The following is a 13,902-nucleotide window of genomic DNA, read 5'->3' on the forward strand; positions in this document are numbered from 1 at the left end:
CACGGAGCACCCATGCTGCAGAAGCCCGAGACACTCGACGCCCGGATCGTTGCCAAGAGCCGGCTGTTTACCGTGGAGCAGGTCCAGCTGCGCTTCAGTAACGGCGCGGAACGCACCTATGAGCGCCTGATCAACAAGGGACAGGGCTACGGTGCGGTAATGATCATTGCATTGAAAGACGACCGCACCGCGCTGCTGATCGAGGAATACTGCGGCGGCCTCGACAGCTACCAGCTATCGGTACCGAAAGGACTGGTCGAGCCGGGCGAAGACGTTCTCGATGCGGCCAATCGCGAGCTCATGGAGGAAGCCGGCTTCGGCGCCGAGCGCCTCGAGCTGCTTACTCACCTTTCGCTGTCTCCAGGCTACATGAGCCAGCAGATTGCCGTAGTGCTGGCGCGCGATCTCTATGAGAAACGCCTGCCCGGCGACGAACCCGAGCCGATACGGGTCGACTGGGTCGACCTCTATGCTCTATCGGAGCTGACGGCAATGGAAAACTTCAGCGAAGGCCGCGCGCTGGCCGGGTTGTATCTGGTCCGCGATCTGCTTGAACAGCGCGGCGAGCTGAAACGATGAACCTCCCGACACGTCTTGACGAACTCTGCGCTCTCACCCGTCGGGCTGGCGATCGCACGCTCGAATGGTGGCGGCACAATCCTGAAGTGACTGACAAACCGGATGACTCGCCGGTGACTGCCGCCGATCTGGCTGCGCACCATATGATAGTCGCCGGCCTACATGCGCTGACCCCCGACATTCCCGTGCTGTCTGAAGAAGACGCCGACGTACCTTTGGCCGAGCGAATGGGCTGGCAGCGCTTCTGGCTGGTTGATCCGCTGGACGGAACCAAGGAATTCATCGCCGGCACTGACGAATTCACCATCAACATTGCCCTGATCGAAAACGGCCAGGTCGTGCTCGGCATCGTTGGCGCGCCGGCACGCAACACGCTCTACTGGGGCGGACGAGACCTTGGCGCGTGGCGCCAGCTAGGCAACGAACCCGCCGAACCCATCCATTGCCGGCCCGCCGCCACGCCACTCGTGGTGGTCGCCAGCCGTCGCCATTCGAGCCCGGAACAGGAAGCCATGCTGGCGCGCATCAAAACGCTGCAGCAGATAGAGCAGGTCAGCATCGGCAGCTCCCTGAAATTCTGTCTGGTTGCCGAAGGTCAGGCCGATCTGTATCCGCGCCTGGCACCTACCAGCCAGTGGGACACCGCGGCTGCACAAGCGGTGGTCGAAGGTGCCGGCGGGCAAGTGATTGGGCTGGATGGCCAGCGCTTTGCCTACCCGACGCAGGCGTCCTTGCTTAACGGTCATTTCGTAGCCATGGGCAATGCACCCGCCGAGCTACTGGCTCAGGTGTTAGGCTGATCTCCAGGTCCGGCGCTTTGCGCTGGACACTGCCCCGGTCCGGCGTGATCATGTCGCGATCGTCCTTGTTCAATCCTCAGCAGGAGCCTGCCCATGTTCTTCCGCAGCATTCCCGAACATAAAATGCGCTTACCCACTGCCGAGGAAGCACTACCCGGCCGCGATACACCCATCCCGACGAGCGAGACGCATACCGTTCTTGGTACGCCGATCAAGCCGCCCTTCCCTGAAGGCATGCAGCAGATCATTTTCGGCATGGGTTGTTTCTGGGGTGTCGAGCGGCTGTTCTGGAAGATGGACGGCGTGTTCACCACGGCGGCAGGCTATGCCGGCGGCGTGACGCCCAACCCGACGTACGAAGAGGTGTGTTCCGGCATGACCGGACACAACGAGGTAGTACTGGTGGTGTTTGACCCGCAACGGGTCAGCCTCGATGATTTGCTCAAGGTGTTCTGGGAAGGGCATGATCCGACCCAGGGTATGCGCCAGGGCAATGATGCAGGCACGCAGTACCGCTCAGGCATCTATCTGACTGACGAGGCTCAGCGCGAAGCTGCCGAAGCCAGTCGCGAACTGTTCTCCCAGGCATTGGCCGCAGCTGGCCGTCCCGACATCACCACCGAGATTGTCCCGGCTCAGCGCTTTTACTACGCCGAAAGCTACCACCAGCAATATCTTGATAAAAATCCGGGCGGGTACTGCGGTATTGGCGGAACGGGTGTGTGCATGCCGCCTCGCTCGTAACCTGACCGGTCATTTCGCATGGCTTCAGGAATACCCGGAAGATCAACACGTTGCGCATTTTCCGGGTGAAATGGTAATTTCGATCGCCTGATGTGGCCATACGGCCAGCGCACCGCTCGCGCACTATGCAAGGCCCGGCATGTTGCCGATTGCCAGATACGGCACTGAACCTTTCTTCCTGAGTAGCCATGCTGTTACTGATCCTCATCCTCGCACCCTTCCTTGGCAGTGTCGTCGCGGCATTTCTACCCGCTAACGCACGCAATAGCGAGGCGTGGCTGGCTGGCCTGGTAGGCCTCATCGGGTTCGGCATCACTCTGTCGCTGTTGCCGGCTATTGGTAATGGCGAGGTGGTGCGCTTCACCGCTGAATGGTTACCCGGGCAGGATCTCAATTTCATCCTGCGCATGGACGGGCTGGCCTGGCTGTTCAGCTTGCTGATACTCGGCATATTCCTGCTGGTAGTGCTGTATGCGCGCTACTACATGTCGCCAAAGGACCCTGTTCCGCGCTTCTTCGCGTTCCTGCTGGCTTTCATGGGCGCGATGCTCGGCATTGTGCTGTCCGGAAACCTGATCCAGCTGGTCATGTTCTGGGAGCTGACCAGCCTGATTTCGTTCCTGCTGATCGGTTACTGGCACCACCGGGCCGATGCCCGGCGCGGCGCGCGCATGGCCTTCACGGTTACCGCAACCGGCGGCCTGTGCCTGCTTGCCGGGGTGCTGGTGCTCGGACATATTGTCGGCAGCTACAATCTCGACGTGGTACTCGCCTCCGGTAACACCATCCGCAACCATCCGCTGTATCTGACCACGCTGGTATTGATCGCCCTCGGCGCACTGACCAAGAGCGCGCAGTTTCCCTTTCATTTCTGGCTGCCGCACGCCATGGCAGCGCCCACCCCTGTTTCGGCCTTTCTGCATTCGGCAACCATGGTCAAGGCCGGCATCTTTCTGCTGATGCGGCTCTGGCCGGTCCTGGCGGGCACGCCGGAGTGGGAATGGGTCATTGGCGGTGCCGGCATCTGCACCAGGCTGATCGGCGCTTTCATCGCCATTTTCCAGCATGACCTCAAAGGATTACTGGCGTATTCAACGATCAGTCATCTGGGTCTTATCACCGCCCTGCTGGGTATCGGCACGCCGTTGGCGATGGTCGCGGCGATCTTCCACACCGTTAACCACGCCACCTTCAAGGCATCGCTTTTCATGGCGGTCGGCATCATCGACCATGAATGCGGCACCCGCGACATGCGCCGGTTACGCGGGCTTTACCGTCCCATGCCGCATACCGCCACGCTGGCCATCGTCGCCAGCGCAGCCATGGCCGGGGTGCCCTTGCTCAACGGTTTCATTTCCAAGGAAATGTTCTTCGCCGAAGCAATTCAGGTGGGTTCGGATAACAACTGGTGGATGTCGCTGGTTGCCATCGCCATGGGCATCTTTGGTGTCGCCTACTCGTTGCGTTTCATCTACGTATTCTTCGGCCAAACCGCCACCGATCTGCCCAGTACGCCCCATGAACCGCCACGCTGGATGCGCGTTCCTGTCGAATTGCTGGTGTTGTCCTGTCTGATCGTCGGCGTCATGCCTGCATTAACCATCGGGCCGCTGCTGCATAACGCTGTCGAAGCGGTCCTGGGCGTGCGCACGCCCACGTACAGCCTGGCCGTCTGGCATGGCCTGAATAGGCCGTTGCTGATGAGCCTGATCGCGCTGGTCGGCGGCGTGCTGCTCTACGCGCTGCTGCGGTCCCGCTTTGGCCTGACCCAGCGTGACCGCGTGCCATTTCTGCACCGCTTCAACGGCAAGCAGGCCTATGAAAGCACCATGCTCGAACTGATGGCCCTCGCGGCGCGACTCGAGAAGCTGCTCGGCACCCGTCGATTACAGCCGCAGCTTCTTCTGATGATACTGGCCGGCGTATCGGTAACGCTGATCGTCAGTTGGGTAGTGCCGCATGGCTGGATTCTGAGACCACCCGAGACGCTCAACCTGCCCTTCGCTGCCTTGTGGACTGTGGGCTGTGCCTGCGCACTCGCCGCGGCCTGGCAGGCTAAATATCATCGTCTGGCTGCACTGATGCTGATCGGCGGTACGGGCATAGTGGTCAGCATCACCTTCCTGTGGCTGTCCGCCCCTGATCTGGCGCTGACCCAGTTGATGGTCGAGACCGTCACAACCGTGCTGATCCTGCTGGGCTTGCGCTGGCTGCCGCCGCGTATTCTGAACCGCGAAACCGAAGCCCGGGTCAACCGGCTGGCACGCGCCAGACGCACCCGGGATTTTATCCTGGCGGTGGTCGCCGGCACGGGTATGGCTGCGCTCAGCTATCTGGTGTTGTTGCATCCGACTGGCAGCAAAATAGGCGATTTCTTCCTTGAGCGCGCACTCAGCGAAGGCGGCGGCAGCAATGTAGTGAACGTGCTGCTGGTCGATTTCCGCGGCTTCGATACTTTCGGTGAGCTGGCCGTACTGAGTATCGTGGCACTCACCGTCTATGCACTACTGCGTCGATTCCGTCCCGCGCCCGAAAGTATTCCGATCCCGGCGCAGCAGGCCAACAGTATCGATCCTGCGACCCGCCAGACCCCGGCGCAACAGGCCAACAGCGGCTATCTGATGGTGCCAAGCGTATACCTGCGGCTGTTACTGCCCATCTTCGGCGTGGTGGCCGCCTACTTCTTCATGCGCGGGCATAACCTGCCGGGTGGCGGCTTCGTCGCGGGGCTGATCCTTTCCGTCGCCATTATCATCCAGTACATGCTGGCTGGCACCGCCTGGGTCGAAGCCAACCTGCGTCTGCAGCCACACCGCTGGATTGCTAGCGGGCTCGCCATCACCGCAGCTACGGGCCTGGGCGCCTGGCTGCTCGGTTACCCCTTCCTGACCAGCCACACGGCGCACCTTGTCCTGCCGGTATTTGGCGAGGTGCACGTACCCAGTGCATTTCTCTTCGACCTGGGCGTTTTTTGCGTAGTTGTGGGCAGCACCATGCTGATCCTTATCGCCCTTGCCCACCAGTCGGTGCGCAGCCACCGGGTACCTGTCGGAGCGTCGGTGCCAGCCGCGCCGGCCAGCAAGGAGATCCTCTGATGGAAGTCGTCATCGCCATCGCCATCGGCGTACTGTTCGGTTCGGGTGTCTGGCTGATCCTGCGCCCGCGCACCTTTCAGGTCATAACCGGGTTGCTGCTGCTGAGCTACGCGGTGAACCTGTTCATCTTCATCATGGGCCGGTTATCGATCAACCTTCCTCCGCTCACTTTGGAAGAAGGCCCAATTGATCCCGCGCTCTATGCCGATCCCGTGCCCCAGGCACTGGTGCTCACGGCCATCGTTATCGGCTTCGCTACGACCGCCTTGTATCTGGTGGTATTGCTGGCGTCACGCGGCATGACCGGTACGGACCATGTCGAAGGCCGGGAGCCGGACGTATGAGCAGCCACTGGCTGGACCAGCTGTTGCTGACGCCCATACTCATACCGCTCTTGGCTGCTGCCGCGCTGGTTATCATCAACCAGCGCCGCCATCAGCTGAAGTTCTCCATCAACCTGATCAGCTGCCTGGCGCTGCTGGCCAACGCGGTGGCGCTGGTCTATCTGACTGACACCGAGCACTGGCCGCGAGACATCGGCGTTTACCTTGCGGCCAACTGGGCTACGCCCTTCGGTATCGCGCTGATGGCCGACCGTCTGGCCGCGATGATGCTGCTGTTGACGGCGATCATAGCGCTGGCCTCACTGCTCTATGCCTATGCCCGCTGGAGCCGCACGGGCGTACATTTTCATTCGTTGTTCCAGTTCCTGCTCATGGGTATCAACGGTGCCTTCCTGACCGGGGACCTGTTCAACCTCTTCGTGTTCTTCGAGATCATGCTGGCCGCGTCCTACGGCCTGGTGCTGCACGGCTTCAATGCCGCACGGGTGCGCGCAGGCATGCAGTACATCGTGATCAACCTGGTATCTTCCCTGTTCTTTCTGATCGGCGTGGCGCTGATCTACGCTGCGGCCGGCACATTGAACATGGCTGACCTGGCGACGCAGCTTACCGGGCTGACGCCAACTGACAGATTATTACTGGAGACCGGCGCAGCCATTCTCGCCGTGGCCTTCCTTACCAAAAGCGCGGTATGGCCGCTGGGATTCTGGCTGCCGACCACCTACTCGGCGGCGTCACCCCCCGTTGCTGCCCTGCTGGTGCTGATGACTAAGGTCGGCGTCTATGTTCTGCTCAGGTTATGGCTTCTGGTCTTTGCCGATCATGCGGGCGTAGCCAGTGCGCTGGGGGCCAACGCCCTGCTGGCTATCGGCGTGGTAACCATCGCATTTGGCAGCATCGGACTACTGGCGAGCCAGGAACTGGGCCGCATGGCAGGCTACAGCGCGATCATATCCTCCGGCACCCTGCTTGCCGCGATCGGCTACGGCCAGCCCAACGTGATCAGCGCTGCATTGTTCTACCTGCTCAGTTCGACACTGGCGGTCGCGGCGCTGGTCATGCTCATCGAACTGATCGACCGTATCCGCAAACCCAGCGCCGCCATGCTGGCCCTGACCATGGAAGCCTTTGCCATAGGCGATGCGCCCGAGGAAGCCGACTCGGCTGGTGTCCCTATACCGGCGGCGATGGCGTTTCTCGGTCTGTCATTCTTTGCCTGCGCGCTGATCATAGCGGGCCTGCCACCGCTGTCCGGCTTTATCGCCAAGTTCAGCCTGTTCCATGCCATGCTCAACCCCTACGGTCTGTCCGCGCTGACTGCAGACACCGGTAATCTGGCGGCCTGGCTGCTGATGGCGCTGATCATTGTTTCCGGGCTGGCGGCGATCATTTCGCTGATGCGCTATGGCGTACGTACCTTCTGGGCAACCGAATCCACCCCGCCACGCTTGCAAGTGACCGAGGCTGGCGCAGTGGGTGGCCTGCTGTTTCTCTGTATCCTGCTCACCGTTCAGGCCGGACCGCTGCGTAGCTATCTGGACCGCGTTTCGATCGGCCTGCATTACCCTGCCGATTACACGCAGCGGGTGCTCTCCGCGCCAACGGTGCCCGGTGTCGTCAATTCGGAGGGCAGCGAATGAGTCGCTGGCTGCCGTCGCCGATTCTCTCGGCGGCATTGTTGATCATGTGGTTGCTGCTGAACCAGAGCATCTCCCCGGGGCAGCTGCTGATTGGCGTGCTATTGGCTATTGCCGCGCCCATCCTGTCGCGCCCGCTGCGGCCATTCACCGTTGTGGTGAAAAAGCCGATGGTGATGCTGCGGCTGGCCGGCTGGTCGTTGAAGGAAATCATCCGTTCGAGTTTCAACGTCAGCCGAATCATTCTGTTCACTCGGCACGAGCGCCTGAATTCACAATTCATCCGCATTCCGCTGGATCTGCGCGATCCATACGGGCTGGCGGTTCTGTCATGCATCATCAATTCGACCCCGGGGACCGTCTGGGTGGAGATCATGCCGGACAGCAACGACCTGGCGCTGCATGTATTCGACCTGCACGATGCCAGCTGGTGGGTGGATATGATCAAGACCCGCTACGAACAACCACTCATCGAAATCTTCGAACAGGGTGATCCATGACGACATTGCTGACCCTGACCATTCTCTTTGCCCAGGGCTGTACCATGCTGGCCATGCTGTTCTGCGCCATCCGACTGTTGCTCGGTCCAAGCGCCCAGGACCGTGTGCTGGCGCTGGATACGCTGTGGATGTGCGGCATGATCCTGGCGCTGGTGATGGGCATTCGCTTTGCCAATGACGTCTATTTCGAGATGGCGCTGCTGATCGCGTTGACCGGTTTTGTTTCCTCGATTGCGCTGGCCAAGTTTCTCACCCGGGGGGAGATCATCGAATGAGCGTCGTTCATGTCGATCTCCCGCTCTGGCTGGCCATTCCCTTCGCGCTGCTACTGCTGCTGGGCAGCCTGATCATTCTGATCGGTGCCCTTGGCCTGTTGCGACTGCCCAGTTTCTATCAGCGTATTCACGGCCCTGCCATCACTATCACGCTCGGTACCGGCTGCTTCCTGCTTGCTTCCATGCTCTATTTCAGCGGTCTGGAAACACGGCCGGTACTGCATGAACTGCTGATTTCGGCCTTCCTGCTGCTAACCGCGCCGGTGACCTCGATGATGATCATGCGCGCCTCGGTTTATCGGGATCTGCGCGGCGGTCGAATCATTCGACGATCAGACGGCAGCGAAAGCTATCGCTTTCCAACAAACGATGATGAGTGAGGCTGTCCTCCCAAGCGCATTCTTCGCATGATGCCGATGACCCATAGCCGCGCCCTGTTGAGCATGCATGTGGCTGCGTTGATGTTCGGCTTGACCGGGATATTCGGCAAGCTGATCCAGGCCGGCCCGGTGGTGATCGTACTCGGCCGTGCGCTGTTTGCGGTGGCAGCCTTGTTCTTGTTTGCCCGTCTATTTACTCGCCCGATCCTGCGTGGCGTAACACGGCAGCGATTCCTGCAACTGGCGATGTGCGGCTTTTTTCTCGGCGTGCACTGGCTGACCTTTTTCCATGCGGTGAAGATTGCCGGCGTGGGCATCGGCACCCTGGGGTTCGCCAGCTTTCCAGCCTTCGTGGTCATTCTCGAAATGATTTTCTGGCGCGAACAGCCCAGCCCCCGCGACCTGCTCAAGGTCGGCCTGATCTGTATTGGCCTGGTCTTGGTCGCCCCGGCTTTTAACCTTAGCCACGGCGCCACGACCGGTCTGCTATGGGCGATCCTGTCGGGTTTCTGCTTCGCAGCGGTATCCGTTGGCAATCGTCTGACCAGCGGCCATCTGCATGCTGTGCAGGTGGCTTTCTGGCAAAACATCGTGATATTTGCCTGCCTGCTACCCTTCAGCGGCGTTGCCTTGGTCCAGGTCGATGCGCTTGACTGGCTATGGCTGGCGCTGCTCGGGCTGTTCTGCACAGGGCTGGCGCACGGATTGTTCGTCGCCAGCCTGACAGTACTCAAGGCACGTGTTGCGTCCCTGTTCTTCGCGCTCGAGCCCGTCTACGGGATTCTGTTTGCCTGGTATCTGTTCGGTGAGGAGCCGACCATTCGCATGCTGCTGGGAGGTCTGCTGATTATCTCGGCGCTGGCTCTGGTCAGCCGCGCCCCGGAGCCAGCCTGAGGCGCGCTTGCCGCGCCGGGTTGATCAAGCCCGGGTTTCGATCACCCGCACCCAGTCCGGCAGGATATTCATACGTGCGGCGGCGAGCTTCAGGCATACCAGCAGGGGGACTGCCAATAGCACGCCCACCGCGCCCCACATCCAGCCCCAAAGAATCAGCCAGACCATCACCACCAGCGGGTTGAGTCGCATATTGCGGCCGAGCATGATCGGCGTCACAAACTGCGCCTCGACCAGATTGATGCAGAAGAAGATCAACACCGGCATCAGCGCTGCCAGCTCTGGCCCGTACTGCACCAGCCCGGCGATCGCCAGAATGATCATCGCCAGGATCGGACCCACGTAGGGCGCGAAGTTGGCCAATGCTACGAGCGCGCCCCAGAGCATCGCGTCCTCAACGCCATACAGCCACAAGGCGCCGCCCGTCACCAGGCCCAGGCAGGTATTGATGATGCTGACTGTCAGGATGTAGCGCGACAGCTCGCGCTGGATCTCACGCACCAGCATGATGGTCATGCGCTTATCACGAGCATGCGGGAAAACGTCAACGAAGGCGGCGAACAGGTTGGGCCCGAAGATCAGCAGAAACAGGATCAGAATCACGCTGGTCACCAGCTGGGCAAGTACCAGCGGGGTCGCACTCAACACGGAAATCACCGCTTCCATTCCACCCTGCCGTATGCGCGCGCTGACCTGGTCTTCCTCTTTCAACGGCGGCTCGACCACCACGGGTGGCGGCTCCGGCTCGGGCTCCTCTTCCTTGTCTCCACGAAACCAGCCGAACAGCCGGAAACCCCGTTCCTCCTCCTCTTCGACCTGCGCTGGCTGAGGTGCAGGCGCAGCCGGAGCGCGCCTGCGTTCGGATTGCAGGCTTTCGGTGAATTCATCCAGCCGCTCGGTGAGCTGTTCAGACAGATCAGGCAACTGCTTTGCCCATTTCTGGGCTGGCTCGGTCAGCTGCATGACAAGCAGGGTGAAGGGGCCAAGCAGCACCGCCATGATAACGACCGCAGACACCGTCCGCGGAACGTAAATGCGTTTGAGTCCGGTAACCAACGGGCCCAGCAATAGCGAAAACAGCATCGCTACCACTATGGGCATCAGCAGCGTCTTGGCGAAATAAAGCGTGTAGACAGCAGCAAGTCCCAGCAGCCAGACGGTCGGGGAAACCGTTGCGGGCTGGGACACTGGGATTGCTATAGGGTCTAGCTGGGCTTCGGGATCAATAGGGGCTGGTGCGCGATGGTCAGCGAACGGCTCCCTGCCGTTCTCGTCGGTCATGCATCGCCTTCCAGCGCTGACGAGGATGAGGGCATCCACATTGTCGCGATGCGCCACAATCGCAAACCTTCAATGCTGAACGCCAACAGGCTCTTACGCCCGGCACCGCTGGACAAGCCCGCTAACAATCCGACTGCCAACCCGCCGCCAAGAATCCAGAGCGGTGACTGGCGTCTGAGAAACGCCATTCGCTGCATCCCTTCGAGCTTCAGCAATCCCCTTTCGAGTTTGAGCTGCTCGTTGATTTGCTTGACCTCATTGATCAGGTCTTTGCGCGCCATCTTTGATTCCTTGTCTGAACGCGTGGATATGCTGCTTGGTCGTCTTCAACCCGAGATTCTTGCTGGAGCTCTTGATCATCATCAGCATAATCAGCATCGGAATGATCTGCACTGCAAGGAACGCCACCAACCCCAGAGTTACCGACTCGCTAGGCACGTAAGCCCACCAACCGAGCAGGACCGATACACCTATCCAGGCCAGCAGTGCGAGGGGCAACATGGCCAGAGCGAGAACTGCAATTCTCCCGCTCTCGGACATGGTCAGGCGGATTTCCGTGAAAGCCAGCTTACCCAGATCCTTACCGGTCAGGGCAGCATGCTTGGCCCATTCAGCCAGTGCTTTCAGTTCCGTCTGCAGATCCGCCTCACCTGTCGCCGTCTCACCTTCGCCCGGCCTGGACTGATCCGGGATCTCACTCATTTCGATTTAGTGCAAAGCTTGGAGACAACGAAACCGGCAGCAAAGGCGATGCCGAGTGAGGTAAGTGGCTTTTCCCGGATAAAGCTAGTGGCTTGGCCGGTGTACTGCTGGATCTGCGCTTGTGCTTGTTCTCTGCCTTTCATAAATTGGCTCGATGCTCCGTTCTTGAGGTCCAGGCCAGACGTTTCCGCCGCGTGCAGGAAATGCGATTTGGCCTCCATCAGTTTGTCGAAAGCGGCCATGACCGCGTCCTTACCAGAATCGATTTCCTTCGAACTTTCTTCGCTGTTCACGGCTTTCTTTACCGATTCAGCGGCTTTATCCAAATTCGCAGCTACCATGTGCATGCTCCTAAATCGAATCAGCTAAGTGATGTTTCACAGAGTTCTTGACCACCCCCGGCTCGCCAATGTTCCCCCGATCAGACAAATGAGTTGCGCTTGAGCCCCCGCCGTTGCCCCGCCGTGAAGCACCAAGGACGCAACGGCACTGCACAGCAGGCGCGCCATGGGATACCAGTCTGTGCCAGACTGATGGCTCGACACGGCAGACAGCTGCCGACATCAACCGTATCTGACAGGGTAGCCGGAAATGCGAAAAACACCGGAATTCGACATAGTTGTTTATGGAGCGACGGGCTATACAGGCCGCCTGGTAGCCGAATACCTGGCGCGGGAATATGCCGATGACAAGACGTTACGCTGGGCGATGGCGGGTCGTAATGCGGAAAAACTGGCAGCGGTGCGCGACGAGATCGGCGCTCCTGCTGAGACGCCTCTGGTCGTCGCTGATGCCAGTGATCCGGCCAGCCTTTACGCGATGGTCGAGCGAACGCGCGTGGTGCTGACCACCGTCGGACCTTATCAGCTGTATGGCTCGGAACTGGTGGCCGCGTGCGCTGAGAGCGGGACCGATTATGTAGACCTGTGCGGCGAACCCGCGTGGATGCGCCAGATGATCGACGCACATGCCGACGCGGCCAAGGCCAGCGGTGCACGCATCGTGTTCTCCTGCGGTTTTGATTCGATCCCTTTCGATCTGGGAGTGTACTACCTGCAACAGGCCGCGAACGAGCGGTTCGGTGGGCCAGTATCGAGGGTCAAGGGCCGGGTCAGAAAAATGAAAGGCACCTTCTCCGGAGGAACCGCAGCCAGCCTTAAAGCAACCATGGCGGCGGCCAAGGCCAATCCGGAGATATATCAGCTGCTCAGCAATCACTTTGCGCTTGCGCCGGGCTTCACCGGGCCCGAGCAACCGCCGGCGAGTAAGCCTGAGTATGATGCGAGCCTGGATAGCTGGGCTGCGCCCTTCATCATGGCAGCGATCAATACGCGTAATGTTCATCGCTCCAACTCGCTGCTTGGCCACGCCTACGGCGAGCATTTTGTCTATGACGAGATGCTATTGACCGGCCCCGGCGAGCAGGGCAAAGCCATTGCCGAGGCGGTGGCGTCGGACCGTTCGCTTTCCAGCGACGAGGCTCCGAAGCCGGGTGAAGGACCGACTGCGCAGGAGCGAGAGAACGGCTATTACGACATCCTGTTCATCGGTGAGTCGGATGACGGCAAAACCATCAAAGCCAGCGTTTCCGGCAAGCGAGACCCGGGATACGGCTCGACATCACGCATGATCGCCGAGAGCGCGGTCTGTCTGGTACGCGATGCAACCGATACTGCCGGGGGTATCTGGACCACTGCCCCAGCCATGGGCGAGCGGCTCATCAAACGGCTGACCGAGCATGCCGGCTTGACGTTCAAGCTGGAAGACTGACCGGCTAAGCCCGCGCCAGTCCGGGCGCGGGCTTAGGGTTCACCCACCAGCCAATCCATCCGACATTCGCCATCGCCGGATTGCGCCAGGACCTTCGCCAGCCATGGCAAGGCGGTGTCCAGCTCCTCCCACAGCGGCCAGGGTGGGTTTACTAACATCAGGCCCGAACCGTTCAGTCCGAGCTGGTTATCAGCCGGACGCACATTCAGCTCCACGCGTAGCACCTTGGGCAGCCCGGAGTCAGCCACCTGGCGGTAGAAGTCGCGTAACAGACGCTGGTCCTTGATCGGATACCAGAGCGCAATGACGGTCTGCCGCATGCGCTGTATCGCGGTTTGCATCGACACCAGACAGCGCGCCAGCTCGTTTTCCTTTTCAAAGGGCGGATCCAGTAACCACAGGGCGCGTTTTTCGGCGACCGGCAGAAAGGCTTTGGCCAGTTCGTACCCATCGCGCTGGTGCACCGCGATGCGCGCGTCATGACTGAAGTGCTCGCGCAAAGTGGCCGCGTCTTCAGGATGCAGTTCGCTGAGAATCATGCGGTCCTGCTCGCGCAGCGAGTCGGCGATCAGCTGGGGTGAACCAGGGTAATAGCGCAGGGCCGCATCCGGGTTGTGCGCGGCGACAGCGCTGCGCAGTGCGGCAAACATAGCCGGCAGGTCATCCCTGTCCCACAGACGGGCAATACCGTCACGGTATTCGCCGGTTTTGCCGGCCGCCTCCCCTTCCAGATCATACATTGCCGTGCCGGCATGACTGTCGAGGTAGCAATACGGCGTGTCCTTGCGCTGCATCAGCGTCGCCATGCGCAACAGTACGGCGTGCTTGAAGATGTCAGCGTGATTGCCGGCGTGGTAACTGTGGCGGTAATTCATGATACGAACTCGTTAGCGGCAAACGC

The 13,902-nt window shown here is 60.5% G+C and carries 16 protein-coding genes; 11 read left to right on the forward strand and 5 right to left on the reverse strand.

The genetic code is table 11. The features are described 5' to 3' along the window. Positions 1-12: 12 nt before the first annotated feature. From nudE to HG264_RS10255, 10 genes are all read left to right on the forward strand, one after another. The gene (nudE, locus tag HG264_RS10210; RefSeq protein ID WP_169407552.1) at positions 13-579 is read left to right on the forward strand and encodes an ADP compounds hydrolase NudE; all 567 of its coding nucleotides are present in this window, start codon (positions 13-15) and stop codon (positions 577-579) included. Next, positions 576-1,379, forward strand: coding sequence for a 3'(2'),5'-bisphosphate nucleotidase CysQ (cysQ, locus tag HG264_RS10215; protein ID WP_169407553.1), 804 nt, complete (start codon positions 576-578; stop codon positions 1,377-1,379). Before nudE ends, cysQ begins: the two co-directional genes overlap by 4 nt. 93 nt (positions 1,380-1,472) lie before the next feature. Then, positions 1,473-2,123 carry a peptide-methionine (S)-S-oxide reductase MsrA gene (msrA, locus tag HG264_RS10220; RefSeq protein ID WP_169407554.1) on the forward strand — a complete coding sequence of 217 codons (651 nt, stop codon included), beginning with the start codon at positions 1,473-1,475 and terminating at the stop codon, positions 2,121-2,123. A gap of 188 nt (positions 2,124-2,311) precedes the next feature. Beyond that, a complete protein-coding gene (locus HG264_RS10225; RefSeq protein ID WP_169407555.1) occupies positions 2,312-5,218 on the forward strand; it encodes a monovalent cation/H+ antiporter subunit A in 2,907 nt (968 codons plus the stop codon). Next, a complete protein-coding gene (locus HG264_RS10230; protein WP_150299376.1) occupies positions 5,218-5,562 on the forward strand; it encodes a Na+/H+ antiporter subunit C in 345 nt (114 codons plus the stop codon). Before HG264_RS10225 ends, HG264_RS10230 begins: the two co-directional genes overlap by 1 nt. Further along, positions 5,559-7,202, forward strand: a complete 1,644-nt coding sequence (locus tag HG264_RS10235) for a monovalent cation/H+ antiporter subunit D (protein WP_169407556.1) — start codon at positions 5,559-5,561, stop codon at positions 7,200-7,202. Before HG264_RS10230 ends, HG264_RS10235 begins: the two co-directional genes overlap by 4 nt. After that, positions 7,199-7,699 (forward strand): Na+/H+ antiporter subunit E, encoded by a 501-nt coding sequence (locus HG264_RS10240; RefSeq protein ID WP_169407557.1) that lies wholly within the window; start codon positions 7,199-7,201, stop codon positions 7,697-7,699. The genes HG264_RS10235 and HG264_RS10240 overlap by 4 nt, the downstream gene beginning before the upstream one ends. After that, a complete protein-coding gene (locus HG264_RS10245; protein ID WP_150299373.1) occupies positions 7,696-7,974 on the forward strand; it encodes a K+/H+ antiporter subunit F in 279 nt (92 codons plus the stop codon). Before HG264_RS10240 ends, HG264_RS10245 begins: the two co-directional genes overlap by 4 nt. Further along, positions 7,971-8,354 (forward strand): monovalent cation/H(+) antiporter subunit G, encoded by a 384-nt coding sequence (gene mnhG, locus HG264_RS10250; protein WP_169407558.1) that lies wholly within the window; start codon positions 7,971-7,973, stop codon positions 8,352-8,354. Before HG264_RS10245 ends, mnhG begins: the two co-directional genes overlap by 4 nt. A gap of 36 nt (positions 8,355-8,390) precedes the next feature. Further along, complete coding sequence (locus HG264_RS10255; protein WP_169409094.1) at positions 8,391-9,248, forward strand: DMT family transporter; 858 nt, start codon at positions 8,391-8,393, stop codon at positions 9,246-9,248. Positions 9,249-9,272: 24 nt separating this feature from the next. Here the strand turns inward: HG264_RS10255 and HG264_RS10260 are convergent, their stop codons facing one another. The 4 genes from HG264_RS10260 to HG264_RS10275 are packed head-to-tail and all read right to left on the reverse strand — an operon-like array spanning position 9,273 to position 11,572. Then, on the reverse strand, positions 9,273-10,529 hold the full coding sequence (locus HG264_RS10260; RefSeq protein WP_169407559.1) for an AI-2E family transporter: 1,257 nt from the start codon (positions 10,527-10,529) through the stop codon (positions 9,273-9,275). Further along, complete coding sequence (locus HG264_RS10265; RefSeq protein WP_169407560.1) at positions 10,526-10,810, reverse strand: hypothetical protein; 285 nt, start codon at positions 10,808-10,810, stop codon at positions 10,526-10,528. The genes HG264_RS10260 and HG264_RS10265 overlap by 4 nt, the downstream gene beginning before the upstream one ends. After that, positions 10,785-11,231: a hypothetical protein gene (locus tag HG264_RS10270; RefSeq protein WP_169407561.1), complete on the reverse strand. Its 447-nt coding sequence runs from the start codon at positions 11,229-11,231 to the stop codon at positions 10,785-10,787. Before HG264_RS10270 ends, HG264_RS10265 begins: the two co-directional genes overlap by 26 nt. Beyond that, positions 11,228-11,572, reverse strand: coding sequence for a hypothetical protein (locus HG264_RS10275; protein WP_169407562.1), 345 nt, complete (start codon positions 11,570-11,572; stop codon positions 11,228-11,230). Before HG264_RS10275 ends, HG264_RS10270 begins: the two co-directional genes overlap by 4 nt. A gap of 250 nt (positions 11,573-11,822) precedes the next feature. Here HG264_RS10275 and HG264_RS10280 point away from each other — a divergent pair, with 250 nt between their 5' ends. After that, positions 11,823-13,001 (forward strand): trans-acting enoyl reductase family protein, encoded by a 1,179-nt coding sequence (locus HG264_RS10280; protein ID WP_169407563.1) that lies wholly within the window; start codon positions 11,823-11,825, stop codon positions 12,999-13,001. Between the two features lie 32 nt (positions 13,002-13,033). Here the strand turns inward: HG264_RS10280 and HG264_RS10285 are convergent, their stop codons facing one another. Beyond that, the gene (locus tag HG264_RS10285) at positions 13,034-13,876 is read right to left on the reverse strand and encodes a 23S rRNA (adenine(2030)-N(6))-methyltransferase RlmJ (RefSeq protein ID WP_169407564.1); all 843 of its coding nucleotides are present in this window, start codon (positions 13,874-13,876) and stop codon (positions 13,034-13,036) included. Positions 13,877-13,902: the final 26 nt, after the last annotated feature.

It is taken from the genome of Pseudomonas sp. gcc21 (assembly GCF_012844345.1).
In the GTDB taxonomy this organism is placed as follows: domain Bacteria; phylum Pseudomonadota; class Gammaproteobacteria; order Pseudomonadales; family Pseudomonadaceae; genus Halopseudomonas.

Bases quoted from the DNA above. Each gene is read 5' to 3' on its own strand.
- nudE (WP_169407552.1), top strand. From the start codon at position 13: ATGCTGCAGAAGCCCGAGACACTCGACGCCCGGATCGTTGCCAAGAGC.
- cysQ (WP_169407553.1), top strand. From the start codon at position 576: ATGAACCTCCCGACACGTCTTGACGAACTCTGCGCTCTCACCCGTCGG.
- msrA (WP_169407554.1), top strand. From the start codon at position 1,473: ATGTTCTTCCGCAGCATTCCCGAACATAAAATGCGCTTACCCACTGCC.
- HG264_RS10225 (WP_169407555.1), top strand. From the start codon at position 2,312: ATGCTGTTACTGATCCTCATCCTCGCACCCTTCCTTGGCAGTGTCGTC.
- HG264_RS10230 (WP_150299376.1), top strand. From the start codon at position 5,218: ATGGAAGTCGTCATCGCCATCGCCATCGGCGTACTGTTCGGTTCGGGT.
- HG264_RS10235 (WP_169407556.1), top strand. From the start codon at position 5,559: ATGAGCAGCCACTGGCTGGACCAGCTGTTGCTGACGCCCATACTCATA.
- HG264_RS10240 (WP_169407557.1), top strand. From the start codon at position 7,199: ATGAGTCGCTGGCTGCCGTCGCCGATTCTCTCGGCGGCATTGTTGATC.
- HG264_RS10245 (WP_150299373.1), top strand. From the start codon at position 7,696: ATGACGACATTGCTGACCCTGACCATTCTCTTTGCCCAGGGCTGTACC.
- mnhG (WP_169407558.1), top strand. From the start codon at position 7,971: ATGAGCGTCGTTCATGTCGATCTCCCGCTCTGGCTGGCCATTCCCTTC.
- HG264_RS10255 (WP_169409094.1), top strand. From the start codon at position 8,391: ATGACCCATAGCCGCGCCCTGTTGAGCATGCATGTGGCTGCGTTGATG.
- HG264_RS10260 (WP_169407559.1), bottom strand. From the start codon at position 10,529: ATGACCGACGAGAACGGCAGGGAGCCGTTCGCTGACCATCGCGCACCA.
- HG264_RS10265 (WP_169407560.1), bottom strand. From the start codon at position 10,810: ATGGCGCGCAAAGACCTGATCAATGAGGTCAAGCAAATCAACGAGCAG.
- HG264_RS10270 (WP_169407561.1), bottom strand. From the start codon at position 11,231: ATGAGTGAGATCCCGGATCAGTCCAGGCCGGGCGAAGGTGAGACGGCG.
- HG264_RS10275 (WP_169407562.1), bottom strand. From the start codon at position 11,572: ATGGTAGCTGCGAATTTGGATAAAGCCGCTGAATCGGTAAAGAAAGCC.
- HG264_RS10280 (WP_169407563.1), top strand. From the start codon at position 11,823: ATGCGAAAAACACCGGAATTCGACATAGTTGTTTATGGAGCGACGGGC.
- HG264_RS10285 (WP_169407564.1), bottom strand. From the start codon at position 13,876: ATGAATTACCGCCACAGTTACCACGCCGGCAATCACGCTGACATCTTC.